A 26,012-nucleotide genomic window follows, 5' to 3' on the forward strand; every position below is an offset into this window, starting at 1 on the left:
GCCTGCGAATTACTTCTTCTGCTCGTTCAGGGCACGGATGCGTGAAGAGAGCGAGAACAGACGGATGAAGCCGCCGGCATGACGGTGATCGTACACTTCGTCTTCGCCGAAGGTCGCAAACTCTTCTGAATAGAGGCTGTTTGCAGAACGCTTCTGCGTGGCAGTCGCCTGGCCTTTGTAAAGCTGCAGAACCACTTCGCCATTCACCTCTTCCGCCAGCGATTCGGCTGCGGCTTGAATCGATTTACGCAGCGGTGCGAACCAGCGACCATCGTAAACAACATAAGACATTTCATGACCCAGCTGTTCACGCCATTTGAAGCTGTCGCGATCCAGAACCAGCTGCTCAATCGCACGCAGCGCGTTAACCATAATGGTGCCGCCTGGGGTTTCGTAGCAGCCGCGAGATTTAATGCCCACCAAGCGGTTTTCTACGATATCGATACGCCCCACGCCATGTTTCGCGCCAAGCACATTCAGTTTTTCCAGACACTGGAACGGGCTCAGTTTCTCGCCGTTTACGGCGACCACACGCCCTTTTTCTACGGTCACGGTCACTTCTTCTGGCTGATCTGGCGCTTCCAGTGGATCAACAGTCCATACCCAGCAATCTTTATTTGGTGCGTTTGCCGGGCTTTCCAGCACGCCACCTTCAGTAGAGATGTGCCACGCGTTTTCGTCACGGCTGTAGATCTTTTCCAGTGACGCGGTGGTTGGAATGTTGCGTTCTTTCAGGTAATCCAGCAGCGCTTCACGTGAACGCAGGTCCCACTCACGCCATGGCGCAACCACTTTCAGCTGTGGGGCCAGCGCGGTATAGGTGGTTTCGAAACGCACCTGGTCATTACCTTTACCAGTAGCGCCGTGGCACAGCGCATCAGCACCCACTTTCAGCGCCAGCTCCACCTGTGCTTTCGCGATGATTGGACGTGCCATTGAGGTGCCCAGCAGATAAGTGCCTTCGTACAGTGCGCCAGTTTGCAGCACGGGATAGACATAATCACTGATAAATTCTTCACGCAGATCAACAACGTGACATTCTGAGGCACCCGACTGTAGCGCTTTCTTTTCAACGCCTTCCAGATCGCTGCGTTCCTGACCGATATCTGCCACGAACGCGACCACTTCACAGCCGCCATAGTTCTCTTTCAGCCATGGAATGATGGCTGAAGTATCAAGGCCACCGGAGTAAGCCAGAACGATTTTTTTGATGCCTTGCGTTTGCATTTCGTAATCCTTGAATCAGAGTCGTTAAGCGAGAATCCGGGTGCCAATCGACACGCCGTTAAAAAGAGTAGGCAGTTGCTCAGCGTGACGCCAGCTGGCGATATCCACTGGGCGGCCCAGCGTGCGGGCGGCATCAAGCGCCGCGTGCACTTTAACAATCATGCCATCAGTAATGATGCCTTGGGCAATTAACTGTTCAGCTTTTTCAGCGGTCATCTCTTCGATGCGCTGACCTTTGCCGTCCAGAATACCGCTGACATCTGATAGCAAGACTAAATCGGCACCGATAGTTGCAGCCAGCGCGGTCGCGGCTTGGTCGGCATTGACGTTCATCAGCTCGCCGCTGTCGGTAATACCGATTGAACTGACAACGGGCATATATCCCGCATTCAGCAAGGTATTGAGTAACGCAGGATTGCCTGGCGTGGCATTGCCAACATGTCCTAGCTCTTCATCGAACTGCGCCACATTCACTAAACCGGCATCCCCCACACAGAGGCCCACAGAATTAATGCCATATTTTTTCGCCCACGCCAGCAGCGTTTTGTTGGCGGTTCCTGCCAACGCACCGGTGATGATGTCGATTTGGTCGGCAGGCGTGACGCGCAAACCGTCTTTTTTCTTTACCGGCAGCGCGAGTTTTTTCATCAGCTCGTCCACCAGGCAACCGCCACCGTGAACGATGATCAACGGGCGCTGATGCGCGGTGCGGTAAGTCAACAGCGCATCGAACAAACGGGCCAGCGCTTCTTCGCTGTCCAACAACACGCCGCCAAGCTTGATAATTAAGGGATTGCTCATCGTTAATTCACTCGTCCGTTAAATCAGTGACTGCGTTTCAGGGAAGCCGAAACGAATGTTCATGCATTGCACCGCCTGCGACGCAGCACCTTTCAGCAAATTGTCTTCGGCTGCGACCACAATTAAATGCTCGCCCTGTACGGCAAAACCAATATCACAATAAGGCAGGCCAACCACCGCTTTCAACGCCGGAACGCCTTCTTCGTAAACCCGCACCAGCGGTTTGTCGTGATAGGCGTTATGGAACGCTTCCGCGATATCTTCGCGGCTCACGCCTGCTTTCAGGCGGCAGGTGATTGTGGCCAAAATTCCACGCGGGAAGCTGCCGAGATGTGGGGTAAAAATCACCGGCGTACCAAGATGCGCCACGATTTCGGGGTGATGACGATGATTAAACAGTCCGTAAGGCTGCAAACTCACTTCGCAAAAGCTGGTGCCCACGTTGGCTTTACGCCCTGCACCGCTCACGCCGCTGGTCGCGTTGATCACTGGCCATTGCGCCTCATTCAGCAGGCCTGCATCCAACAGCGGTTTCAACGCCAGCTGAGATGCCGTTGGGTAACAACCCGGCACGGCGACCAGCTGCGCTTCTTTAATTTTCTCGTGCTGAAACTCAGCCAGGCCGTAAACTGCTTTATCCAGCCAGTCGCCATGCTGATGAGTAAAACCGTAATATTGGGTATAGAAGTTGCCATCGTTAACGCGGAAAGCGCCTGACAAATCGAATACCACGCAGCCGGCCTTAAGAAATTCCGGCGCCAGATCATGGCTAACTTCGTGGGCAGTCGCCAGGAACACCACATCGACTTTATCTGCCCACTCAGCTGCACTGCTGAGCGGTTGCAGCGGCAGATCAACCACACCTTTTAGCTGTGGATGAAGTTCAGATAAGCGCTTTCCGGCGTCAGGGCTTTGCGCTGAAACCGCCAAAGCGGTTATGTTCATATGTGGATGGCGATTCAGGAAGGTGGCAAGCTCTACGCCAGCGTAACCACTGGCACCAACGATCAGCGTATTCAACATCAGGCTGTATACCTTTTTACAGTCACACGTTCCGGGTCGCGGCCTTGCCCCGTTGCCCACGATGTCGTTTGCAGAAAATTTAGGTTCACATGCAGACGACGTTTATGTATTTTTATTCACTATTAATGCATGAATATTGATACATCCTAACTCAAGGACCGTCAACAGTGAAGTCAAAATTACCGCCTTTTATCGAACTGTACCGCCAGTTGATCGCTACGCCATCAATCAGCGCAACCGACGCTGCGCTGGATCAGAGTAATGAAACTTTAATCAATTTGTTGGCCGGCTGGTTCCGTGACCTCGGCTTCAGCGTTGAAGTGCAGCCGGTACCCGGCACGCGCAATAAATTCAACATGCTGGCCCGCACCGGAATTGGGGCTGGCGGGCTGCTGCTCGCCGGTCACACCGACACCGTCCCCTTCGACGATGGGCGCTGGACGCGTGATCCCTTCACGCTAACTGAGCATGACAACAAGCTCTACGGTTTAGGCACTGCCGATATGAAAGGCTTTTTTGCTTTCATTCTCGATACGCTGCGTGATGTGGACGTGACCACTCTAAGCAAACCGCTCTACATTCTGGCCACCGCTGACGAAGAAACCACCATGGCGGGCGCTAAGTATTTTTCTGAGTCGACTCAGTTGCGTCCAGATTGCGCGATCATCGGCGAGCCGACTTCGCTGAAACCCGTACGCGCTCACAAAGGCCATCTTTCCAATGCGATTCGTGTTCAGGGCCAGTCGGGCCACTCCAGCGATCCTTCTCGCGGCGTGAATGCGATTGAGCTGATGCATGATGCCATTGGTCATTTAATGCAGCTGCGTAACACGTTGAAAGAGCGTTATCACCATGACGCATTTGCGATTCCCTATCCAACCATGAACTTTGGCCATATTCATGGTGGTGATGCGGCAAACCGCATTTGTGCCTGCTGTGAACTGCACATGGATATTCGTCCGCTGCCGGGTCTGACACTGAGTGATTTAGACGAATTACTTAACGACGCGCTGGCACCCGTAAGTGCGCGCTGGCCGGGTCGCATTACGGTAGGCGAACTGCATCCGCCGATTCCCGGATATGAATGCCCTGCCAATCATGAACTGGTGAAAGTGGTGGAAAAATTGCTGGGTACGCCGACTGAAGTGGTGAACTACTGCACCGAAGCGCCTTTTATTCAGCAATTGTGCCCAACCTTGGTTTTAGGCCCAGGATCAATTAATCAGGCACACCAGCCAGATGAATTTATTGATACTGCATTTATTAAGCCGACTCGTGAGCTGATAAATCAGGTCGTGCAGCATTTTTGTCACTGATTAACATCAAATGGGGCATTTCACTGTATTAACAGCAAAATGCCCCGTCATTCTGTGGGATTTAGCAATAAGAATAACTTATCCCGCTTCCTGTCAGTTAAATTCTATGAATTTCCGTCATTTAGCTGCACGTTTGCTTCACTTTAAGTCAATTGACGAATGAAGCATTACGTGGCTAGATAAAAGACGATGTTATGCCCATTGGGTGATTATCCAAACAATTTCAGATTGCAGAAAGGCAGCAACTGAGCGAATCCTCAGAAGCGACACGCGGTTGTGACTGAGAAAAGTAAAAGTTGTCTGCTTTTTTTTGCGGCCTGAAAACGGCTGGGTGTAGAAGTTTATTAAGACGATAAGGGTGTCAGGGTCAAATGAACGAACAATATTCCGCAATGCGAAGTAATGTCAGTATGCTCGGCAAACTGCTCGGGGATACGATTAAGGATGCGCTTGGAGAGAACATCCTCGACCGGGTGGAAACCATCCGCAAACTGTCCAAGTCATCCCGTGCAGGAAATGACACTCATCGCAAGGAACTGCTGAACACGCTGCAAAATTTGTCTAATGACGAGCTTCTGCCCGTCGCGCGTGCGTTTAGTCAGTTCCTTAACCTCACCAATGTGGCTGAACAGTATCAAACTATTTCTCACAGCGGCGAAGGGGCGAACCACCCGGAACTGCTGAAAAAAACTTTTGAAAGCCTCAAGCAGCAGAAAGACATTAGCGAAAGCGCTATCCGTGAAGCCATTGAATCGCTGTCGCTGGAATTGGTGCTGACAGCGCATCCAACCGAAATTACGCGCCGCACGCTGATTCACAAGCTGGTGGAAGTGAACAGCTGTTTAAAGCAGCTTGATCACAGCGACATTTCCGATTACGAGCGCAACCAAATCATGCGCCGCCTGCGCCAACTGGTCGCGCAGGCATGGCATACCGATGAAATTCGTAAATATCGCCCAACGCCTATCGATGAGGCCAAATGGGGCTTTGCGGTGGTGGAAAACAGCTTATGGGAAGGCGTACCGGCTTTCCTGCGCGAGTTGAATGAACAGGTTGAAGAAGCGTTCGGCATCAAACTTCCGGTGGATTTTGTGCCGGTGCAGTTTACGTCGTGGATGGGTGGCGATCGTGATGGTAACCCTAACGTTACCGCCGCAATTACGCGTCATGCCATGCAGCTAAGTCGCTGGAAAGCTGCGGATCTGTTCCTGCGTGATATTGGTGTGCTGATTTCCGAACTGTCGATGTCAGAATGCAGCGATGAAGTGCGCGACCTGTGCGGCGATCCCGAAGCGATTGAGCCCTATCGCATGATTCTGAAGCGCATCCGCAGCCAGCTGATGTCGACGCAATCCTTTCTTGAACGTCGCCTGAAAGGCGAACGACTGCCGCGCCCGGCTGATTTGCTGGTTTCCAACGATCAACTCTGGCAACCGCTGTTCGCCATTTATCAATCGCTACAGCAATGCGGCATGGGCATTATCGCCAACGGTCAGTTGCTGGATACGCTGCGCCGCGTGAAATGTTTTGGCGTGCCGCTGGTACGTATCGATCTGCGTCAGGAAAGCACGCGCCACACTGAAGCGATTGCTGAAGTTACGCGCTACCTCGGCCTTGGTGATTATGAAAATTGGTCAGAAGCGGACAAACAAGCGTTCCTGATCCGTGAACTCAACTCCAAGCGTCCGCTGCTGCCACGAAGCTGGGAGCCAAGTGACGACACGCGTGAAGTGCTGGAAACCTGCCGCGTTGCCGCTGAAGCGCCGCAAGGTTCCATTGCTGCTTACGTGATTTCAATGGCGAAAACGCCCTCTGACGTGCTGGCCGTGCATCTTCTGTTGAAGGAAGCGGGTATCAATTACGCCATGCCGGTTGCACCGCTGTTTGAAACGCTTGATGACCTGAATAACGCCAATGATGTCATGAGCCAACTGCTCAGCATTGACTGGTATCGCGGCTTCATTCAGGGCAAGCAGATGGTGATGATTGGTTATTCCGACTCGGCGAAAGATGCCGGCGTAATGGCCGCCAGCTGGGCGCAATATCAGGCGCAAGATGCCTTAATCAAAACCTGTGAAAAAGCCGGCATTTCGCTGACGCTGTTCCACGGACGCGGCGGCACGATTGGCCGTGGTGGTGCACCAGCGCATGCTGCCTTGCTGTCACAGCCGCCGGGCAGCCTGAAAGGTGGCCTGCGCGTGACTGAACAGGGCGAGATGATCCGTTTTAAATACGGTTTGCCAGAAGTGACTATCGCCAGTCTTTCGCTCTACACCGGTGCCATTCTGGAAGCGAACCTGATGCCGCCGCCAGAACCAAAAACGGAGTGGCGTAACATTATGAATCAGCTCTCTGCTGACTCTTGCGCCATGTACCGCGGTTACGTGCGGGAAAACCCAGATTTTGTCCCGTACTTCCGTTCGGCAACACCGGAACAAGAATTGGGCAAGCTGCCGCTGGGTTCGCGCCCGGCGAAACGCCGTCCAACCGGCGGCGTCGAGTCGCTGCGTGCAATTCCATGGATTTTTGCCTGGACACAGAACCGCTTGATGCTGCCTGCCTGGCTGGGTGCTGGCGCGGCGCTGCAACAGGCGATGGAAGCGGGCCATCAAGATCAGCTGGAAGCGATGTGCCGTGACTGGCCTTTCTTCTCAACGCGTCTCGGCATGTTGGAAATGGTGTTCTCTAAAGCTGACTTATGGCTGGCGGAATATTACGATCAACGTCTGGTCGACAAATCGCTGTGGCCGCTGGGTAAACAGCTGCGCGATCAACTCGATTCTGATATCAAAGCGGTGCTGACCATCGCCAACGATGCGCATCTGATGGCGGACCAACCATGGATTGCCGAATCCATTGCGCTGCGTAACGTCTATACCGATCCACTCAACGTCCTGCAAGCTGAACTGCTACATCGCTCACGTGCGCAGGAAGCGCGCGGTGATGAATCAGATGCTCGCGTTGAACAGGCGTTAATGGTGACTATTGCAGGTGTGGCGGCAGGTATGCGCAATACCGGTTAATGATGATGGAACGGGGATTGCGATTCGTCGCTCCCCTTCTTCGCTATTCCCTCTTGTAGGTAATCTGCTGAGATTAAGAAACAAAAAAGCCGGGCAATCTTATTGCCCGGCTTTTTTATAACAGAAAAGTTATACCGCGATGGCTGGACGCACACCCAAGGTATGGCAGATCGCATAACTCATTTCGGCACGGTTCAGCGTATAGAAGTGGAAATCTTTCACGCCTTCGCGTGACAGGATCTTCACCATGTCCATGGCGATGTTGGCACCCACCATTTTGCGCGTTTCAGCGTCATCCTCCAGACCCGCAAACATGGCACTCATCCATCCCGGTACACGCACGTTAGTCATCGTGGCGAAACGCTGTAACTGCTTGAAGTTAGAAACAGGCAGAATGCCCGGTACGATTTCAACGTCAATACCGGTTGATACGCAGCGGTCGCGGAAGCGCAGATAACTTTCAACGTCGAAGAAAAATTGCGTAATCGCACGGTTCGCACCCGCATCGATTTTACGCTTCAGGTTGATCAAATCAGCCTGCGCACTCTTGGCTTCCGGATGCACTTCCGGGTAAGCCGCAACAGAAATATCGAAATCACCGACTTCTTTTAGCAGCGATACCAGATCGCAGCCATACATTTCTGGCTTGCCACCGCCAGGCGGCAGGTCACCGCGCAATGCCACAATATGACGAATACCGTTGTTCCAGTAATCCTGCGCAATAGCGCGTAACTCATCACGCGTAGCATCAACGCAAGTCAGATGCGGGGCCGCTTCCAGGCCGGTGCGATCTTTGATGCCTTTAATAATGCTGTGAGTACGATCGCGTTCGCCCGAATTCGCGCCATACGTTACTGAAACGAATTTCGGTTTCAAGCTGCTCAGACGATCGATAGAGTTCCACAGCGTCTCTTCCATTTCGCTGGTACGAGGCGGAAAGAATTCAAAAGAGACATTAATTTGCCCGTTCAGCTCTGCCAGGCTTTGATTTAGCGCTTCGCGCTGATTGGCATGAAAGAAACTCATCCTGCTACCTCATCGATCACTTCGGTTAACTATCGGACTGCGAACATCCATACGTTTAGACGTCCAGATGCTCAAAATGAACGATTCCTGGCGAAGCGTCAACTTATAAATGATTTAAAACGGTGACAAATATTCAAACAACATGAGTGAAATTCATCTGGAGGCGGCAACATGAAGTGAAGGCAGGCGACGAATGCGCCTGCCTTAAAGATTAAAGCAGTTGAGAAAGGCGGTTGATATCAGACTGAATTGCGCCAGCAGTAACGTCGCGTCCCGCGCCGGGTCCACGAATCACCAGCGGATTATCACGATACCAGCGACTTTCGATGGCAAAGACATTGTCACATGGCAGCAGCGAAGCCAGCGGATGCTCTGGGCGCACCGCTTCGACGCCCACGCGCGCCTTGCCATTCGCGTCGAAACGCGCCACATAGCGCAGCACTAAACCCATCTCCTGTGCGGCTTCAAACCGCTGCAGCATCTGCTCATTCAGTTCTTCGCCATTCTCAAAGAAATGGTCGATTGAATCTTTTTCACAGTTGTGCGGCACCAGGGACTCCACTCGAACCTGATCGGGTTCGATGTTATACCCCGCTTCGCGCGCCAGAATCACCAGTTTGCGCATCACGTCCTGACCAGAAAGATCAACGCGTGGATCGGGTTCGGTTAAACCTTGCTGCCAGGCCTGATCCACCAGATCGGTAAACGGAACCGTGCCGTCAAACTGCAGAAACAGCCAGGACAAGGTGCCAGAGAAGATACCGCTTATCGATAAAATAGTATCGCCGCTGTCGCGCAAGTCGCGCACCGTATAGTTAATCGGTAAACCCGCGCCGACAGTCGCGTTGTAAAGCCAGTGGCGACCCGTTTTGGTAAAAGCATCACGAATTTGACGCCAGGTTTGACTGTCAGATGCACCTGCCACTTTGTTTGCGCTAATCACGTGAAAACCGTGGCTGGCAAAATCAAGATACTGCTGCGCCAACGGTATGCTGGCGGTGACATCTAACACCACCAAGTCATCAAACGGGTGCGCGCGCATCCACAAGAACAAGGACTCTTCATCGCGCTCTTCCGCTTCGTCGTCAAAGAAAGCCAATGCGCGGCTGGCATCAAGCCCTTCATAACTCAGCAGGCTGCGGCGGCTGTCTGCCACTCCCGCCAAAACAAATTCAAAGCCGGTACGCGCAGAAAGCGTTTCTTGATCGCGCGCGAACAACTCTAGCCAGCGTGAACCGATATTACCTTTACCAAATAAAATCAGGCCGATGCGTTTCTCTGCCCTAAACAGCGACTGATGCAGGCCCTGGATCAGATGTTGAGTTGGGCCCACGCGCAATACCGCGACCACACTGATGTGATCTTCTGATTGCCAGACGAATTCAACCGGCTGATCTTTCAGTTGCTGCCAGAAGCGATGCGTATGCAGCGGGTTACGCGTCACGCCTGCGCCTACCAACGCCACCAATGCTAAGCCATCACGCAGCTGCAAATGACCCGGTAAACCGGCATCTTGCAAAAGCATAAAGGCGCTATTGACCACTTCTGAGGTATAGCAAAGCTGTAACAGCTGACGATCGGGATGCACACCAACCGCCAACGGGCGCAATTGCGCACGCTTCAGCAGCAGATCGATTTCTTTGTGCAGAATGGCAAAATCATGTTGTTCTGGCAGTTGAATTTCAACCAAACAAACATCGTCATGGCTGGTGACAATACGAGCACCCGTGCCGGATGCCAGCACGCGCTCAATACGTGTGGAACCTTGTTCGGGTTGATAGCTACAGCGCAATTGCAGGTCGATATCGCTACCGGAAACGGGCTGCAAGGTGCGAGTGTGCAATACCGGCGCGGCAAGACGTGCCAGTTCGCTGGCTTCATCGAGACGTAACAGCGGCAGCAAGCAGGCATCAGAAACTTTACGAGGATCCGCACTGTAAACACCGGCGACATCGCTCCAGATGGTGACGCGACCCACACCCGCTAGCGCACCGATTTGGGTGGCGGAATAGTCGGAGCCGTTACGGCCCAGCAGCACCGTTTCACCCGCCTCGTTACGACAGATAAACCCGGTCACGACGATGCGCTTATGCGGATGCTGCGCCAGCAACGATTGCAGCAGCGGCCACGATTTACCTTCATCTACTTGCGGTTGTGCTGCACGCTCTGCACGCAGAAAATCACGCGCATCCAGCCAGCAGGCTTCAATGTCATGCTGACTCAGCACCGCCGCCATTAACCGCGCTGACCAAACTTCACCGTGGCCCACTACTTCTGCGTAGACCGCTTCGGTGATGTTGCCATCCAGCAGCCCGGCGAGTTTTTCTAAATCACGAATGAACCGGGTAATAAGGGATGCGGCAATTTCAACAGGCAGCAGCGCGCTAATCAGTTCGCTTTGATAACGTCGTAAAGCCTGTTGCACTTGATGCGCCGACAGCCGATCGCTTTGGCTCAGCTTCAGCCAACTGATCAACTGGTTGGTGGTTGAACCTGCCGCCGAAACCACCATCAAGTCGCCCGCCTGGCTGTAGTCCGCCATAATATTGGCTACACGCTGATAGCAACGCGCATCCGCCAGGCTACTGCCACCAAATTTGTGCAACTGCTTACTGTTCGGCGTTCCCGCGCCTGCTGAAATCGTCATGCTTAACCCTCGGCAGCGATCCGGAATGCATTATCCAAATCGGCGATTAAATCTTCGTGATCCTCGATACCCACAGAAACACGCAGCAGCGTTTCGGAAATACCCGCTGCTGCACGCGCTTCCGCTGACATGCCGGCGTGCGTCATGGTCGCGGTGTGAGAAATTAAACTTTCTACGCCGCCAAGTGATTCTGCCAGCGTAAACAACTGTAATGCTTTTAGAAAACGGCGCAGCAATACTTCGTCACCGTCAATTTCAAAACTTAGCATGGCGCCAAAACCGCGCTGTTGACGTACCGCATGTTCGTGCCCGGCGTTTTCCGGCAGCGAAGGATGATACAGCTTTTTCACTAATTTCTGTTGCTTTAGGTAATCAACAATTGCGAGTGCATTACGTTGTGCCGCAGCAATGCGTGGCGATAATGTGCGCAGGCCACGCAACAACAAATAGCTGTCAAAAGCAGCGCCGGTAACGCCAATATTGTTCGCCCACCAGGCAAGATCGGTTGCAAGTTGTGGCTCTTTGGCAATCACCGCGCCCGCCACCACATCGGAGTGGCCATTCAGGTATTTAGTACAGGAATGCACCACCAAATCTGCGCCCAACGCCAACGGATTTTGTAATGCAGGACTCAGGAAGGTGTTATCGACTACGCTGAGGGCACCCGCTTCACGCGCGGCTTCGCAAATAGCAGCAATATCGACCACGCGCAGCAGCGGGTTGCTCGGGCTTTCTATCAACACCAGTTTCGGTTTTTCATCCAGCGCAGCCTGTAAGGCGGCTTTATTGCCTTGATCAACAAACTTCACGCGATAAGCACCGCGTTTGCTCAGGCTATCGAACAAGCGGTAGCTGCCACCGTAACAGTCGTGTGGTGCGACTAACAGATCGCCTGGCTTCAGGAACACCGTTGTCACCAAATGAATCGCTGACATACCGGTATTGGTTAATACCGCGCCTGCGCCCCCTTCCAGTTCGGCTAACGCGCGCTGCACTACATCACGCGTAGGATTTCCACGGCGTGAATAGTCGTGAGCGCGTGGCTCGTTAAAATCAAGGAAGTTATAAGTGCTGGAGAGGTGAATCGGGGGGACAACGCAGCCATATTGCTCGTCATCATTCAAACCGCTGCGAACTGCGATGGTTGCCTGTTTACGCGTCATGGTGCTAACTGTTCCTGAAGTGTGGAATAAGAAGGCAACAGGATAGCACTCCTTAATTAGACGTCAATACATCTGGACATCTAAATGTCTTTGCGTATAGATTGAGCAAAATCGCAATACCCGCTAAAATTACGCGTCATTGCCTGGCGTTCAAGATTGATTTACACCGGTTGAACGGAGAAAAACCCGCCATTAAGGGGTCAGGCATTAAAAAATCAGGCATAATTCACTGATTTCCTAACATTTAACTTTTATTGATTAAGGTAACCCATGGCTGAATGGAACGGCGAATATATCAGCCCGTACGCTGAGCACGGTAAAAAGAGTGAACAGGTTAAAAAGATTACAGTGTCTATCCCGTTGAGCGTGCTGAAGATTCTGACGGATGAACGTACCCGTCGTCAGGTGAATAACCTGCGTCACGCCACCAATAGTGAACTGCTGTGCGAAGCCTTTTTACATGCCTTTACCGGGCAACCGCTGCCGGACGACGTGGATTTGCGCAAAGAACGCAGTGATGAAATTCCAGAAGAAGCGAAAAAGATCATGCGCGATATGGGTATCAATCCAGACACCTGGGAATACTAAATCGTTACGCATAAAAAAACCCAGCCGAAGCTGGGTTTTTTCTTGCCGTCGAATCGAACAGATTCGAATGCCGTAATCTTATTTTTTGCTGCCTGGTACGCTGAAGCGCTTGTTAAAGCGGTCAACACGTCCACCAGTGGTCACTTCACGCTGCTTACCGGTATAGAACGGGTGGCATTGGCCACAAACGTCCAGGTTCAGCTCGTGAGTCAGCGTAGAACGGGTGTGGATCACGTTACCGCAAGTACAGTTGATGGTAACTGCTTCGTATTTTGGGTGAATACCTTTTTTCATGGGAAACCTCATTTAAGGCCGTGTCGCTCTCCGCGCCAGGTTTTAAACCCGCGCAGCACCACACGCTGTTGAACAATTAATGGTGTACCCCGACGAGCACTTTCTCATCGAAGGCGGCATATTATACAGAACATTATGACTTGCTGCAAATATCACCTGATATACCCGCCTAATCTCCCAGCTGGTACACTACGTTCCCTCAATGATTGAACCGGAAAGAGATTGCTATGCCCGTTGTTCAGGTTGCCCTGCCCGTTCCTTTACCCCGCCTGTTTGATTATCTGCCGCCGCAAGGTACGCAGCCCGTCATCGGTGGGCGGGTGAGCGTGCCGTTTGGCAATCGGAAAATGATTGGCATCGTAGTCGCGCTGCGTGAAACCAGCGATCTGCCTGAAGCACAATTGAAAAAAGTGGCGGAGGTGTTGGATAGCGAATCGCTGTTCCCGCCTTCCTTATGGCGCATCCTAAACTGGGCGGCAGGATATTATCATTCTCCGCTCGGTGAAGTATTAAGCCATGCGCTGCCGGTTTTGCTGCGTCAGGGCAAACCTGCACAGGAGACGCCGCTGTGGCAATGGCAACTTACTGAACAAGGTCGTGCAACATCGCCCGAAAGCCTGAAGCGTGCGCCAAAACAGCAGCAGGCGCTGGCGTCTTTACGCCAAAAACCGCTTTATCGTCATCAGGTCAGTGAACACGATCTGACTGATGCCGTGTTGCAGGCCTTACGCGCTAAAGGATTGTGTGATTTGCATGAGCACCAGCCGCAAATGCAAGACTGGCGTGAAAGCTTTGCCGTCAAAGGTGAACGTCTGCGGCTTAATACCGATCAGGCCACCGCCGTTGGCGCTATACGTGGCGAAGATGAACACTACGCTGCCTGGTTATTGGCGGGTATTACCGGCTCCGGTAAAACGGAAGTTTATCTCAGCATATTGGAAAACGTACTGGCACGCGGCAAGCAGGCGCTGGTGCTAGTGCCGGAAATCGGTTTAACACCCCAAACCATTGCCCGCTTTCGTGAGCGTTTTGACGCGCCAATTGACGTCCTGCATTCCGCCCTGAATGACAGCGAGCGTCTGGCAGTGTGGTTGCGCGCACGCAGTGGCGAGACGGCGATTGTGATTGGCACGCGCTCGGCGCTGTTTACGCCATTGGCCAGGCCGGGTGTGATCATTATTGATGAAGAGCACGACAGTTCCTATAAACAGCAAGAAGGCTGGCGTTATCAGGCGCGTGATTTAGCGGTATTTCGCGCCCATGAAGAAGATATTCCGATTGTCATGGGTTCCGCGACGCCCGCGCTGGAAACGCTGCACAACGTGCGTAACGGTAAATATCGTCAGCTTGATTTAACCAAGCGCGCCGGTAATGCCAAACCTGCACTGCAGCAGTTGATCGATTTAAAAGGCGTGCAACTGATTGGCGGGCTGTCGCCTGCGCTGATTGGTAAAATGCGCCAGCATCTTCAGGCCGATAATCAGGTTTTACTTTTTTTAAATCGACGCGGCTTTTCTCCCGCCCTTTTGTGTCACGACTGCGGCTGGATTGCGGAATGCCAGCGCTGCGACCGTTATTACACGTTGCATCAGCATCAACGCCAATTGCGTTGTCACCACTGCGACAGCCAGCGCCCGCTGCCCAATCAATGTCCACAATGTGGATCGACCCATTTGATGCCGGTTGGTGTCGGTACTGAACAGCTTGAACAGCAGCTTGGCACGCTGTTCCCGGGCGTTGCGATTTCGCGTATTGATCGTGATACCACCAGCCGCAAAGGGGCGTTAGAGCAACATCTTGCCGATGTGCATCGAGGTGGCGCACGCATTCTGGTCGGCACACAAATGCTGGCTAAAGGGCATCACTTCCCAGACGTCACACTGGTCTCGCTGTTGGATGTCGATGGTGCGCTGTTCTCAGCCGATTTTCGTGCCGCCGAACGCTTTGCTCAGCTTTATACCCAAGTCGCCGGGCGTGCCGGTCGCGCAGGCAAACAGGGCGAAGTGCTGCTGCAAACTCACCATCCAGAGCATCCGCTGCTGCAAATTTTGCTGCATCAAGGCTATTTTGCTTTTGCCCAGCAGACGCTTCTTGAGCGCCAGTCAGTATTTCTGCCCCCGTGGACCAGCCATGCGCTGTTCCGCGCGGAAGATCATGACAATCAACAGGCTGCTGAATTTCTCCAGCAGTTGCGAAATTTGCTGGAAGCCAGCCCGTTAAATGATAAATCGACGTGGTTGATGGGGCCGCTGCCAGCGCTGCAACCTAAACGCAGCGGACGCTGGCGCTGGCAGCTGTTAGTGCAGCATCCTTCGCGCAAGCGTTTACAGCAGTTGCTAAGCAGTTCAATGCCGCTGATTTCCACTTTACCCGCTGGGCGCAAAGTAAAATGGACGCTGGATATCGACCCAACGGAAAGCTAAGCCGCGCAGGTCTGCGAGCCAGATCGAAAAAAGTCGCATAAGTCACAATTTTTATGCAAATTAAGTAACAACCTGGCCGGGCAATCGTTAACAATATTGCCCGGCTTGCTTTTCAGGCCAGACCAAATAAACATTCGAACGCGCATAACGCGTCAGGAGCATGTGTTGGAGCAGAATCAACAACAGCCCGCCGCCACTATGAAAGATGTGGCTGAAAAAGCGGGTGTCTCGACCGCTACCGTTTCGCGCGCGCTAATGAACCCGGAAAAAGTCTCCGCAGCGACCCGACAGAAAGTTGAGCAAGCTGTCATTGCTGTTGGCTATGCGCCACATGGCTTAACGCGCAACGCCCGCCGTGGTGAAACACAAACCATTTTGGTGATTGTGCCCGATATCTGTGATCCCTTTTTCAGTGAGATCATTCGGGGCGTAGAAGTGACCGCTGCGCAAGAAGGATATCTGGTACTGATTGGCGACTGCGCGCATCAAAATCAGCAAGAAAAAACCTTTATGAATTTGATGGTGACACGCCAAATCGACGGGATGGTGCTGCTCGGTTCACAGTTGCCGTTTGATGCCAGCCTCGAAGAACAACGCAACTTACCGCCGATGGTGATGGCCAATGAGTTTGCGCCTGAGATGTCGCTGCCCACCGTTCATATTGATAACCTGACCGCCGCTTTCGAGGCCGTAAATCATCTGTTGCAGCTCGGCCATAAGCAGATTGCCTGCATCGCCGGACCTGAAACCATGCCGCTGTGCCAGTATCGTCTGCAAGGCTATGTTCAGGCGATGCGTCGCAGCGGGCTCACGGTTGATCCCACCTATATTGTGCGTGGTGACTTCACTTTTGAAGCGGGCGTCGCCGCGATGAATCAATTGTTGGCGCTGCCGCAGCCACCTCGTGCGCTGTTCTGTCACAGCGATATTATGGCGCTCGGTGCCATTAATCAGGCAAAGCGCATGGGATTACGCGTTCCTGAAGATCTTTCGGTCGTGGGATTTGATGATATTGAATTGTCACGCTACTGCGAACCGCCGCTAACGACGGTGACGCAGCCGCGTTACCAAATAGGTCGGGAAGCGATGCTGTTGCTGCTTGCGGAGTTGCAAGGTAAGCGGGTGAACAACGGCTCGCGCTTGCTCGATGCCGAATTAGCCATACGAGGCAGCACGGCACCCAGCAAAAAGCGTGAAAAATAAGCGCAATCTCCGTTCATTTTCAGTAGATTCTTAAGGCGAACATCGCTGGTCAAAGTACCTACCCTTAAGTAACATGGCGGGCTCCTTGCCGGGCAGAGTAAAAGCAGCAAAATTGCCCATTTGGCATTATTTTTTTGAAGGGTATCAGAACGAGAGTGGCACAAAAAGATTATGTAGGCCGCGGGCGTTCAACAGGGACGCGTCGCAAAAAAAGCCCCAGTCGTGGCAAGAAAAGCAGCAAAGGCGGATCGGGCGCATCGAAATTGATGATTGTACTGGCGGTTGCGGTGTTGGTGACCTTTGCCGGTGGTTTATGGTTCCTCGCGCATCACAAGAAAGAAGACGCGCCGGTAATTACGGATCATAAAGCCAACGGCAATGGCTTACCGCCAAAGCCTGAAGAGCGCTGGAAGTACATCAAAGAGCTGGAAAATCGTCAGGTAACGATGCCTACGCCAATTGAGCCTTCTTCAGGCGGCGAAGTGAAGTCGCAAACGCAACTGACGGATGAGCAGCGCCAGCTACTGGAACAGATGCAGGCTGACATGCGCCAGCAACCTACCCAGCTGAACGAAGTGCCGTGGAATGAGCAAACGCCAGCACAGCGTCAGGTTACGCTGCAACATCAGCAGCAGCTACAGCAAATCCAGCGTCAACAACAACAAGTTCAGCAGCAACAGCAGCGCCAACAGCAACAACTTCAGCAGCAACAGCAGCGTCAACAGCAACAACTTCAGCAGCAAGCTCAACAGCGCCAGCAGCAGGAGAGCGTGCAGCGTCAGGCACAACAAGCTCCTGTTACGCGTGAGCCCGCCGCGCAGCCGAAACCGCAAGAGGCCGCGAAGCCTAAGCCAACAGAAAAAGCGGCTTCACAGCGCTGGATGGTGCAGTGTGGTTCGTTCAAAGGAACCGATCAGGCTGAATCTGTACGTGCTGGCTTAGCCTTTGAAGGTTTTGAAAGTCGTATCACGACAGGTGGCGGTTGGAATCGCGTGGTTATCGGACCTTATAAGGATCGGGCAACCGCGGATAGCACACTCAAACGTCTGCGCAGTTCTGGACACTCAAGCTGTATTCCGCTCGCTGTCGGGGGTTGAAACCCGCTAAACCCGCCCCATATCTGTTTGCATGATACTCCGCGCCTTGTGCGCGGAGCTTTTTTCCGACTGCAATAAGGGGTCTGCCCGTGACAACAATAGTAAGTGTACGACGCAACGGCCAGGTAGTGATTGGCGGTGATGGCCAGGCTACTCTCGGCAATACCGTAATGAAAGGCAACGTTAAAAAAGTGCGTCGTCTTTACAACGATAAAGTGATCGCCGGTTTCGCTGGCGGTACAGCAGATGCCTTCACCCTGTTTGAACTCTTCGAACGTAAACTGGAAATGCACCAAGGCCATTTGGTCAAAGCTGCCGTTGAGCTGGCGAAAGACTGGCGCACCGATCGCATGCTGCGCCGCCTTGAAGCGCTGCTGGCCGTCGCGGATGAGTCTGCGTCGCTGATTATCAGCGGTAACGGTGATGTGATTCAGCCAGAAAATGACTTGATCGCAATCGGTTCTGGCGGTCCTTTCGCTCAAGCTGCGGCCCGTGCGATGTTGGAAAACACGGAGCTGAGCGCGCGAGACATCGTAGAGAAATCGCTGAATATCGCGGGTGATATCTGCATTTACACTAACCATAACGTTAATTTCGAAGAATTACCGTCCAAGGCGTAAGGATTTTAACCATGTCTGAGATGACCCCACGCGAGATTGTCAGCGAACTTAATCGCTTTATCATCGGCCAGGACAGCGCTAAGCGTGCCGTGGCTATTGCACTGCGTAACCGCTGGCGCCGTATGCAGCTCGACGAAGAGCTGCGTCATGAAGTCACACCGAAAAATATTCTGATGATCGGTCCAACGGGTGTCGGTAAAACCGAGATCGCACGTCGTCTGGCAAAACTCGCCAATGCACCGTTCATTAAAGTAGAAGCCACTAAGTTCACCGAAGTGGGCTATGTCGGCAAAGAAGTGGATTCAATTATCCGCGACCTGACCGACTCAGCCATCAAAATGGTGCGCAGCCAGGCGATTGAAAAGAACAAATATCGCGCGGAAGAGATGGCGGAAGATCGTATTCTCGACGTACTGATTCCACCGGCGAAAAATAACTGGGGCCAGTCTGAGCAAAGCAGCGAACCGTCTGCGGCGCGTCAGTCATTCCGCAAAAAACTGCGTGAAGGCCAGTTGGATGATAAAGAGATTGAAATTGATCTCGCGGCCAGCTCAGCCGGTGTAGAGATCATGGCACCGCCGGGCATGGAAGAGATGACCAGCCAGCTGCAGTCAATGTTCCAGAACATTGGTGGTCAGAAGCAGAAGCCACGCAAGCTGAAGATCAAAGAAGCGATGAAGCTGCTGGTGGAAGAAGAAGCCGCTAAGCTGGTGAATCCAGAAGAATTAAAGCAGGATGCCATTGAAGCTGTTGAGCAACACGGCATCGTGTTTATCGATGAGATCGATAAAATCTGTAAGCGTGGCGGTCAGAATGCCGGCGGCCCAGACGTATCACGTGAAGGCGTACAGCGCGACCTGCTGCCGCTGGTAGAAGGTTGTACCGTTTCGACTAAACACGGCATGGTAAAAACTGACCATATCCTGTTTATCGCATCAGGTGCATTCCAGGTTGCCAGCCCGTCCGATCTGATTCCAGAATTGCAGGGTCGTTTACCAATTCGCGTTGAATTGCAGGCGCTGACGGTGAATGACTTCGAGCGCATTCTGACTGAACCCAATGCGTCCATCACCGTGCAGTACAAGGCGCTGATGAACACAGAAGGTGTGACAATTCACTTCACCGACGACGGTATTCGTCGCATCGCTGAAGCGGCGTGGCAGGTTAACGAAACCACCGAGAACATCGGTGCGCGCCGTTTACATACCGTGCTGGAGCGCTTAATGGAAGATGTCTCTTATGACGCCAGCGATCGCAGCGGTGAATCAGTGACAATCGATGCCGAATACGTTGGTCAGCATTTGGATCAGCTGGTCGCGGACGAAGATTTAAGCCGCTTTATTCTCTAAAGCGTTTAGTCCAATACTCATTCAAAGCCCAGCCATCCGGTTGGGCTTTTTTCTGCATACTGCTGATGCATCGCCCTTTTCATCCGGTGATGATTTTGCCAACAATCCGTAGAAAGCGATATACTTACCGCTCCTGTGGCAAACAGACGAAACCCTTATGAAATACGATACATCTGAACTCTGCGACATCTACCATGAAGAAGTGAATGTTGTTGAACCGCTTTTTTCAAACTTTGGTGGGCGCACCTCATTCGGTGGTCAGATTACCACAGTGAAATGTTTTGAAGACAACGGCTTGCTTTACGATCTGTTGGAAGAAAATGGTCGCGGTCGTGTGCTGTTGATAGACGGCGGCGGCTCAGTACGTCGCGCCTTAGTCGATGCGCAACTGGCGCGTTTAGCGGCGCAAAACGAGTGGGAAGGCATCGTGATTTACGGTTCGGTTCGCCAGGTTGATGAGCTGGAAGAACTGGAGATTGGCATTCAGGCTATTGCTGCGATTCCAGCAGGTGCGGCGGGAGAAGGCGTTGGCGAAAGCGATGTGCGCGTCAATTTTGGTGGCGTGACCTTCTTTTCTGGCGACCATCTCTATGCTGATAACACCGGTATCATTCTCTCTGAAGATCCGCTGGATATAGAATAAGTCCAGAAACGAAAACGGGTGCCAGCGGCACCCGTTTTACGTATCAGCGGAGGTTTAAACCTCTTCCATTTTTCCCAGCAGCGCGCGCAGGCGTTCTTGCCAGACATGCTGCTCCTCTTTCAGATGCTGATTTTCGCGCACCAGCGCATCTTGATTGCCAGCAGCTTGCTGCGCATCGTTACGCAGGTTGTTGTTCTGCTCTTTCAGCTCTTCGATTTCCATCTGCAGCAGAGTGATGGTATCAATCGCCTGCTGTACTTTCGCTTCCAGTTTCTCAAAAACTTCAAATGACATCTTTCTGACCTCTCCTAAATCTTGCAAGGCGTTGATGATGCCAGCTTAAGCACAGAATGCTTCAGCCAGCAACGATGTTTCGATTGTATGTAGCCTCACCGCGCAAGTCCAGCAGCGCTGCCTTTTACGGCGCAGTCTGTAACACTTTTCAGCTTAACCCTAAGAATCGTGCCGTTTCGTCTTTGCGCGATCGCGCTCACCATTCCAGAACGCGCATATGATGATTAAGGAAAGCAAAAACACGCGAAAACGCGCATTTTTATGACACAGCACACAAAAATCGATTTCGCTATTTCTCGTTTATGTTCGTTAACGATAAATTTACAACAGCCCTACAATAGAGCTGGGTGACTCATGGATTGAGAACAAAAACTGATAAAATTTAACCTCGCTTCAGGAACAACATTATGAGTCAAACAACTAACACGCTCAAAGGTCAGTGTATTGCCGAGTTTATCGGAACCGGGTTAATCATTTTTTTTGGTGCAGGCTGTGTGGCAGCGCTAAAACTCGCCGGTGCCGAGTTCGGTCAGTGGGAAATTTGTATCATCTGGGGTTTAGGCGTTTCCATGGCAGCGTATCTCACTGCTGGCGTATCTGGTGCGCATCTAAATCCTGCTATCACTATCGCGCTTTGCCTGTTTGCTAATTTTGAAGGGCGTAAAGTGGTGCCCTACATCGTGGCGCAGATCGCTGGCGCTTTCTGCGCAGCAGCGCTGGTGTACGGCTTGTACTACAACCTGTTCTTAGATTATGAATCTAGCCACCAGATGGTGCGTGGCACAGTTGAAAGCCTGGATTTAGCTGGCATTTTCTCAACCTACCCAAATCCGCATATCAGCGTGGGTCAGGCATTTTTGGTTGAGATGGTGATTACGGCGGTATTGATGGCAGTAATCATGGGCCTCACCGATGACGGTAACGGCCTGCCACGCGGTCCATTGGCTCCTCTGCTGATTGGCCTTCTGGTTGCTATTATTGGTGGCGCGATGGGTCCATTAACCGGTTTCGCCTTAAACCCGGCACGTGATTTCGGACCGAAGCTCTTCGCTTGGTTAGCAGGCTGGGGTAACGTGGCCTTTACCGGCGGTCGTGATATTCCTTATTTCCTCGTGCCGATTTTTGGCCCGATTGTAGGTGCTTGTTTGGGTGCTTTTGGTTATCGCGCTCTGATTGGCCGCCATTTGCCTGGCGCAGTACAAGAACCTGCCAGCACAACAACAGAAAAACCGGTCGCACGCGCTCAGCAGCGTAAAGCGTAAGTTTCACCTTTATCATCAGGAAAGAATTTATGACTACTACCACCGATAAAAAATACATTGTCGCGCTCGATCAGGGCACAACCAGTTCTCGTGCCGTCGTTCTGGATCACGACTCTAATATTGTGGCGGTATCTCAGCGCGAATTTACTCAGATCTACCCGAAAGCGGGCTGGGTTGAGCATGACCCAATGGATATCTGGGCCTCACAAAGCTCAACGCTGGTGGAAGTGCTGGCACATGCAGACATTCGCTCTGACGAAATCGCGGCAATTGGTATCACTAACCAGCGTGAAACCGCCATCGTCTGGGATAAAGAAACCGGTAAGCCGATTTATAACGCTATCGTTTGGCAAGATCCCCGCACTGCAGATTATTGTCACAAGCTGAAGAAAGAGGGACTGGAAGAGTATATCCAGCACACCACTGGTTTGGTGATTAACCCTTACTTCTCCGGCACCAAAGTGAAGTGGATTCTGGATCATGTAGAAGGCTCACGTGAACGTGCGAAACGCGGTGAACTGCTGTTTGGTACGGTTGATACCTGGCTGGTATGGAAAATGACGCAAGGACGGGTGCATATCACTGATTACACCAACGCCTCACGTACGATGATGTTCAACATCCATAAGCTGGAGTGGGATCAGCGCATGCTGGATATTCTCGATATTCCGCGTGAGATGCTGCCAGAGGTTAAATCCTCTTCTGAAGTTTACGGCCAGACCAACATCGGTGGTAAAGGCGGTACGCGTATTCCAATCGCCGGTATTGCAGGTGACCAGCAAGCAGCGCTTTACGGCCAGCTGTGCGTGCAACCTGGCATGGCAAAAAATACTTACGGCACCGGCTGCTTCATGCTGATGAACACTGGCACCGAAGCAGTGACCTCAACGCATGGTTTGTTGACGACCATCGCTTGCGGTCCACGTGGCGAAGTTAACTATGCGCTGGAAGGTGCAGTATTCATTGGTGGTGCGGCGATTCAGTGGCTGCGTGACGAGATGAAGCTGATCAGCGATGCTGCTGACTCTGAATACTTTGCAATGAAAGTCAAAGACAGCAATGGCGTTTATATGGTGCCAGCCTTCACCGGTTTGGGTGCACCTTATTGGGACCCGTATGCACGCGGCGCATTGTTTGGCCTGACGCGTGGTGCTAATGCCAATCACATCATTCGCGCGACGCTGGAATCGATCGCTTACCAAACGCGTGATGTGCTGGAAGCGATGCAGAACGATGCCAACACCCGTCTGCAGGCGCTGCGTGTCGATGGTGGCGCTGTTTCGAATAACTTCCTGATGCAGTTCCAGTCCGACATTCTCGGCACGCGTGTTGAGCGTCCAGAAGTGCGTGAAGTGACTGCGCTGGGTTCTGCTTATCTGGCAGGTCTGGCCGTCGGCTTCTGGAAAGACCTGGAGGAAGTGCGCGCCAAATCAGTGATTGAGCGCGAATTCCGTCCAAGCCTTGAAACCACCGAGCGTAACTTCCGTTATGCCGGTTGGAAAAAAGCCGTTGCTCGCGCGCAAGCGTGGGAAGAACAAGAGTAATGCTGTCAGCCCGCGACGCTTGTCGCGGGCCTTTTTCCCGCCCTCTCCCCGCTGTGCTACACTGCTCGCCTGTTTTTTGTCAGGTGCATGCCATGAAACGAGAACTTGCCATTGAATTTTCCCGCGTAACCGAAGCTGCCGCCTTAGCGGGATACAGCTGGTTAGGCCGCGGCGATAAAAATGCTGCCGACGGCGCAGCTGTCCACGCAATGCGTCACGTGTTAAACACCATCAATATCGACGGCCAGATTGTGATCGGCGAAGGTGAAATCGACGAAGCACCGATGCTCTATATCGGAGAAAAAGTGGGAACCGGTAGCGGCGACGCGGTGGATATTGCCGTCGATCCGATTGAAGGCACCCGCATGACCGCAATGGGCCAAGCCAATGCGCTCGCCGTGCTGGCCGTGGGCGACAAGGGCAGCTTTTTGCATGCGCCAGACATGTACATGGAGAAGTTGATTGTCGGCCCAGCGGCGCGAGGTCATATCAATCTCGACCTGCCTTTGGAAACCAATTTACGCAACATCGCCGCCGCGATGAACAAACCACTCGAACAATTAACCGTGTCGATTCTGGCCAAGCCGCGCCACGATGACGTGATTAAGCAGCTACAACAACTTGGTGTGCGGGTGTTTACTTTCCCGGATGGCGATGTTGCTGCGTCAATTTTAACCTGCATGCCAGACAGCGAAGTGGACGTGATGTACGGCATCGGCGGCGCGCCTGAAGGTGTGGTGTCGGCAGCGGTGATTCGTGCCTTGGATGGTGATATGCAAGGACGGCTGTTAGCCCGTCATCAGGTCAAAGGTGATAACGAACAAAACCGTTTGATTGGCGAGCAAGAGTTGAAACGCTGCGCTGAAATGAAGATTGAAGCGGGCAAGCTGCTAACGCTGGATGCGATGGCGCGTAATGACAACGTCATTTTTGCCGCCACCGGCATCACCAGCGGCGATTTGCTCAAGGGCATTACGCGCCAGGGCAATATCGCCACCAGTGAAACCTTATTGATTCGCGGTAAATCGCGCACCATTCGCCGCATCCAGTCTATTCACTATCTCGATCGCAAAGATCCGGCGCTGCATCAATTTATCCTGTAACCGGCTGGTTGCTGCTCTCCGGCTGACGCGAGAGTGGCAACCAACACAGCAGCATCACCAGCGCAGTGAAAAACATCAACATGCCAATGCTGAACTGATCGCGCTGCGGCATCAACGCTGACAGCCACGCCACCAGCCCAGCCCCTAAATTCTGTAAACCACCAATCAATGCGCCTGCGCTGCCCGCCAGCCATGCATAAGGTTCCATCGCGCCTGATGTCGCCAACGGGAACAGCATACCCGCGCCGAAGAAGAACAGCGCAGCAGGCACCAGCAGCGTCCAGATGTTCATCACGCCAAACCAAGCAGGAATCCACATCAGAATGCCCGCCAGTAAACAGCTATTCACACCGCACCACATCAGGCTGTGCCATGAACGCTGTTCACGCCCGGCAAACCACGCACCAAAGAAAGCCGCAGGTATAGGCAGAATAAACAGGATGCTGACGGTTAAGCTGCTCAGCCCCAACACACCGCCCAGCAATACGCCACAGCTGGCTTCAAACACGGCAATGCCTGCCAGCGCGCCAATCAACAGAATGATGTAGCGCACGAAGTGGGTGTCGCTCAGCAAGCGGCTATAGCGCTTTAGAAAGGGTGTCACTTCGGCGCTGTAGGGCCGGGTTTCTGGCAACCAACGCGCCATCGCGCTGGTGACTGCCAGGCACAGTAACAGTAAAAAGGCGAAACAGGCATGCCAGCCAAACAGCTGCGTTAACATGGCGCCGATCACGGGTGCCAACAGCGGGCTGACCAAAATGCCCATATTCAGCAGGCTATTTGCCTGGCGCAGCGCCTGACCTGAATAGAGATCGCGCGGCATGGTACGCGCCATCACGCCCGCCACGCCGGTTCCCATGCCCTGAATCGCGCTGCCCAGCACCAGAACGCTGAGCGAAGGGGCAAACATGGCGGTTAATGCGCCGATCATAAAGATCATCATACCGACAAGGATCACCGGGCGGCGACCAACACTGTCAGACAGCGGGCCGTAGATCAGCTGCGATCCGCCGTAGGTAATTAAATAAGCTGCCATGACGCGTTGCATCGTGCCATCGCGCACGTTTAACGCTTCCGCCATGCTGGCCATCGCCGGAACATAAATGGTTTGTGCCATCTGCCCTACCGCGACCAATACAATCAACATCACCAGTAATCGGCGATTTTCTAATTTATTCATCATTATTGTGTGAAAGGTTTATCTAGAGATTAAGGATAAAGCAGCCGTAAAAAAGGCTGATACAGGTTAATGCCGGGCAAAATATCAGGATTGTGTGACAAAGCGAGAGGCGAGGCAAAAGCGATAAACTTGCGTGCGTCAAGTTTATGCACCAGCTTGTAAAGGTGGCGCAACAGTTTGTCGATT

General features: G+C 52.7%; 21 protein-coding genes. 12 read left to right on the forward strand and 9 right to left on the reverse strand.

Annotated elements, in window-relative coordinates; translation table 11 throughout:
- Positions 1 to 9: 9 nt before the first annotated feature.
- The 3 genes from ACF2G4_RS13795 to argC are packed head-to-tail and all read right to left on the reverse strand — an operon-like array spanning position 10 to position 3,051.
- Positions 10 to 1,227 (reverse strand): argininosuccinate synthase, encoded by a 1,218-nt coding sequence (locus ACF2G4_RS13795; protein ID WP_215848190.1) that lies wholly within the window; start codon positions 1,225 to 1,227, stop codon positions 10 to 12.
- Between the two features lie 24 nt (positions 1,228 to 1,251).
- Positions 1,252 to 2,028 carry an acetylglutamate kinase gene (gene argB, locus ACF2G4_RS13800; protein WP_409074989.1) on the reverse strand — a complete coding sequence of 259 codons (777 nt, stop codon included), beginning with the start codon at positions 2,026 to 2,028 and terminating at the stop codon, positions 1,252 to 1,254.
- A gap of 18 nt (positions 2,029 to 2,046) precedes the next feature.
- Positions 2,047 to 3,051: an N-acetyl-gamma-glutamyl-phosphate reductase gene (gene argC, locus ACF2G4_RS13805; RefSeq protein ID WP_332625912.1), complete on the reverse strand. Its 1,005-nt coding sequence runs from the start codon at positions 3,049 to 3,051 to the stop codon at positions 2,047 to 2,049.
- A gap of 167 nt (positions 3,052 to 3,218) precedes the next feature.
- Between argC and argE the strand changes: the two genes are divergently transcribed.
- Together argE and ppc are read left to right on the forward strand one after the other, a co-directional pair.
- Positions 3,219 to 4,367, forward strand: coding sequence for an acetylornithine deacetylase (gene argE / locus ACF2G4_RS13810; RefSeq protein WP_409074990.1), 1,149 nt, complete (start codon positions 3,219 to 3,221; stop codon positions 4,365 to 4,367).
- Positions 4,368 to 4,738: 371 nt separating this feature from the next.
- On the forward strand, positions 4,739 to 7,390 hold the full coding sequence (gene ppc / locus ACF2G4_RS13815) for a phosphoenolpyruvate carboxylase (protein ID WP_243080008.1): 2,652 nt from the start codon (positions 4,739 to 4,741) through the stop codon (positions 7,388 to 7,390).
- Between the two features lie 129 nt (positions 7,391 to 7,519).
- On the opposite strand, the gene metF is transcribed toward ppc, so the two are convergent.
- From metF to metB, 3 genes are all read right to left on the reverse strand, one after another.
- Complete coding sequence (gene metF / locus ACF2G4_RS13820; protein WP_215848187.1) at positions 7,520 to 8,416, reverse strand: methylenetetrahydrofolate reductase; 897 nt, start codon at positions 8,414 to 8,416, stop codon at positions 7,520 to 7,522.
- 211 nt (positions 8,417 to 8,627) lie between these two features.
- Complete coding sequence (locus tag ACF2G4_RS13825; RefSeq protein ID WP_409074991.1) at positions 8,628 to 11,063, reverse strand: bifunctional aspartate kinase/homoserine dehydrogenase II; 2,436 nt, start codon at positions 11,061 to 11,063, stop codon at positions 8,628 to 8,630.
- A 2-nt stretch (positions 11,064 to 11,065) separates the two neighbouring features.
- Positions 11,066 to 12,226 carry a cystathionine gamma-synthase gene (gene metB, locus ACF2G4_RS13830; protein WP_409074992.1) on the reverse strand — a complete coding sequence of 387 codons (1,161 nt, stop codon included), beginning with the start codon at positions 12,224 to 12,226 and terminating at the stop codon, positions 11,066 to 11,068.
- A 270-nt stretch (positions 12,227 to 12,496) separates the two neighbouring features.
- Between metB and metJ the strand changes: the two genes are divergently transcribed.
- Complete coding sequence (gene metJ, locus ACF2G4_RS13835) at positions 12,497 to 12,814, forward strand: met regulon transcriptional regulator MetJ (protein ID WP_215848185.1); 318 nt, start codon at positions 12,497 to 12,499, stop codon at positions 12,812 to 12,814.
- A gap of 78 nt (positions 12,815 to 12,892) precedes the next feature.
- Here metJ and rpmE read toward each other — a convergent pair whose 3' ends face one another.
- A complete protein-coding gene (gene rpmE, locus ACF2G4_RS13840; RefSeq protein WP_215848184.1) occupies positions 12,893 to 13,108 on the reverse strand; it encodes a 50S ribosomal protein L31 in 216 nt (71 codons plus the stop codon).
- Positions 13,109 to 13,335: 227 nt separating this feature from the next.
- On the opposite strand from rpmE, the gene priA reads away from it, so the two are divergent.
- The 6 genes from priA (at position 13,336) to rraA (ending at position 20,443) form a co-directional block, all read left to right on the forward strand.
- Entirely contained in the window at positions 13,336 to 15,531 is a 2,196-nt protein-coding gene (priA, locus tag ACF2G4_RS13845; RefSeq protein WP_409074993.1) for a primosomal protein N', read from the forward strand.
- A gap of 165 nt (positions 15,532 to 15,696) precedes the next feature.
- A complete protein-coding gene (gene cytR / locus ACF2G4_RS13850; protein WP_409074994.1) occupies positions 15,697 to 16,734 on the forward strand; it encodes a DNA-binding transcriptional regulator CytR in 1,038 nt (345 codons plus the stop codon).
- 155 nt (positions 16,735 to 16,889) lie between these two features.
- Positions 16,890 to 17,831 (forward strand): cell division protein FtsN, encoded by a 942-nt coding sequence (gene ftsN, locus ACF2G4_RS13855; protein ID WP_243080003.1) that lies wholly within the window; start codon positions 16,890 to 16,892, stop codon positions 17,829 to 17,831.
- Between the two features lie 89 nt (positions 17,832 to 17,920).
- Positions 17,921 to 18,451: an ATP-dependent protease subunit HslV gene (gene hslV, locus ACF2G4_RS13860; protein WP_215848181.1), complete on the forward strand. Its 531-nt coding sequence runs from the start codon at positions 17,921 to 17,923 to the stop codon at positions 18,449 to 18,451.
- An 11-nt stretch (positions 18,452 to 18,462) separates the two neighbouring features.
- Complete coding sequence (gene hslU / locus ACF2G4_RS13865; RefSeq protein WP_215848180.1) at positions 18,463 to 19,800, forward strand: HslU--HslV peptidase ATPase subunit; 1,338 nt, start codon at positions 18,463 to 18,465, stop codon at positions 19,798 to 19,800.
- A gap of 157 nt (positions 19,801 to 19,957) precedes the next feature.
- The gene (rraA, locus tag ACF2G4_RS13870; RefSeq protein ID WP_215848179.1) at positions 19,958 to 20,443 is read left to right on the forward strand and encodes a ribonuclease E activity regulator RraA; all 486 of its coding nucleotides are present in this window, start codon (positions 19,958 to 19,960) and stop codon (positions 20,441 to 20,443) included.
- A 54-nt stretch (positions 20,444 to 20,497) separates the two neighbouring features.
- Here rraA and zapB read toward each other — a convergent pair whose 3' ends face one another.
- Positions 20,498 to 20,737, reverse strand: a complete 240-nt coding sequence (gene zapB / locus ACF2G4_RS13875) for a cell division protein ZapB (RefSeq protein WP_193406104.1) — start codon at positions 20,735 to 20,737, stop codon at positions 20,498 to 20,500.
- A gap of 407 nt (positions 20,738 to 21,144) precedes the next feature.
- On the opposite strand from zapB, the gene ACF2G4_RS13880 reads away from it, so the two are divergent.
- The 3 genes from ACF2G4_RS13880 (at position 21,145) to glpX (ending at position 24,646) form a co-directional block, all read left to right on the forward strand.
- On the forward strand, positions 21,145 to 21,999 hold the full coding sequence (locus ACF2G4_RS13880; RefSeq protein WP_243080002.1) for an MIP/aquaporin family protein: 855 nt from the start codon (positions 21,145 to 21,147) through the stop codon (positions 21,997 to 21,999).
- Between the two features lie 29 nt (positions 22,000 to 22,028).
- On the forward strand, positions 22,029 to 23,543 hold the full coding sequence (gene glpK, locus ACF2G4_RS13885; protein WP_243080001.1) for a glycerol kinase GlpK: 1,515 nt from the start codon (positions 22,029 to 22,031) through the stop codon (positions 23,541 to 23,543).
- A gap of 92 nt (positions 23,544 to 23,635) precedes the next feature.
- Positions 23,636 to 24,646, forward strand: coding sequence for a class II fructose-bisphosphatase (gene glpX, locus ACF2G4_RS13890; protein ID WP_215848178.1), 1,011 nt, complete (start codon positions 23,636 to 23,638; stop codon positions 24,644 to 24,646).
- Here glpX and emrD read toward each other — a convergent pair.
- The gene (gene emrD / locus ACF2G4_RS13895) at positions 24,636 to 25,829 is read right to left on the reverse strand and encodes a multidrug efflux MFS transporter EmrD (protein ID WP_279234075.1); all 1,194 of its coding nucleotides are present in this window, start codon (positions 25,827 to 25,829) and stop codon (positions 24,636 to 24,638) included. The genes glpX and emrD overlap by 11 nt on opposite strands.
- Positions 25,830 to 26,012 lie beyond the last annotated feature (183 nt).

This window comes from Pantoea phytostimulans, from assembly GCF_046118715.1.
GTDB classification, from domain to species: domain Bacteria; phylum Pseudomonadota; class Gammaproteobacteria; order Enterobacterales; family Enterobacteriaceae; genus Pantoea; species Pantoea phytostimulans.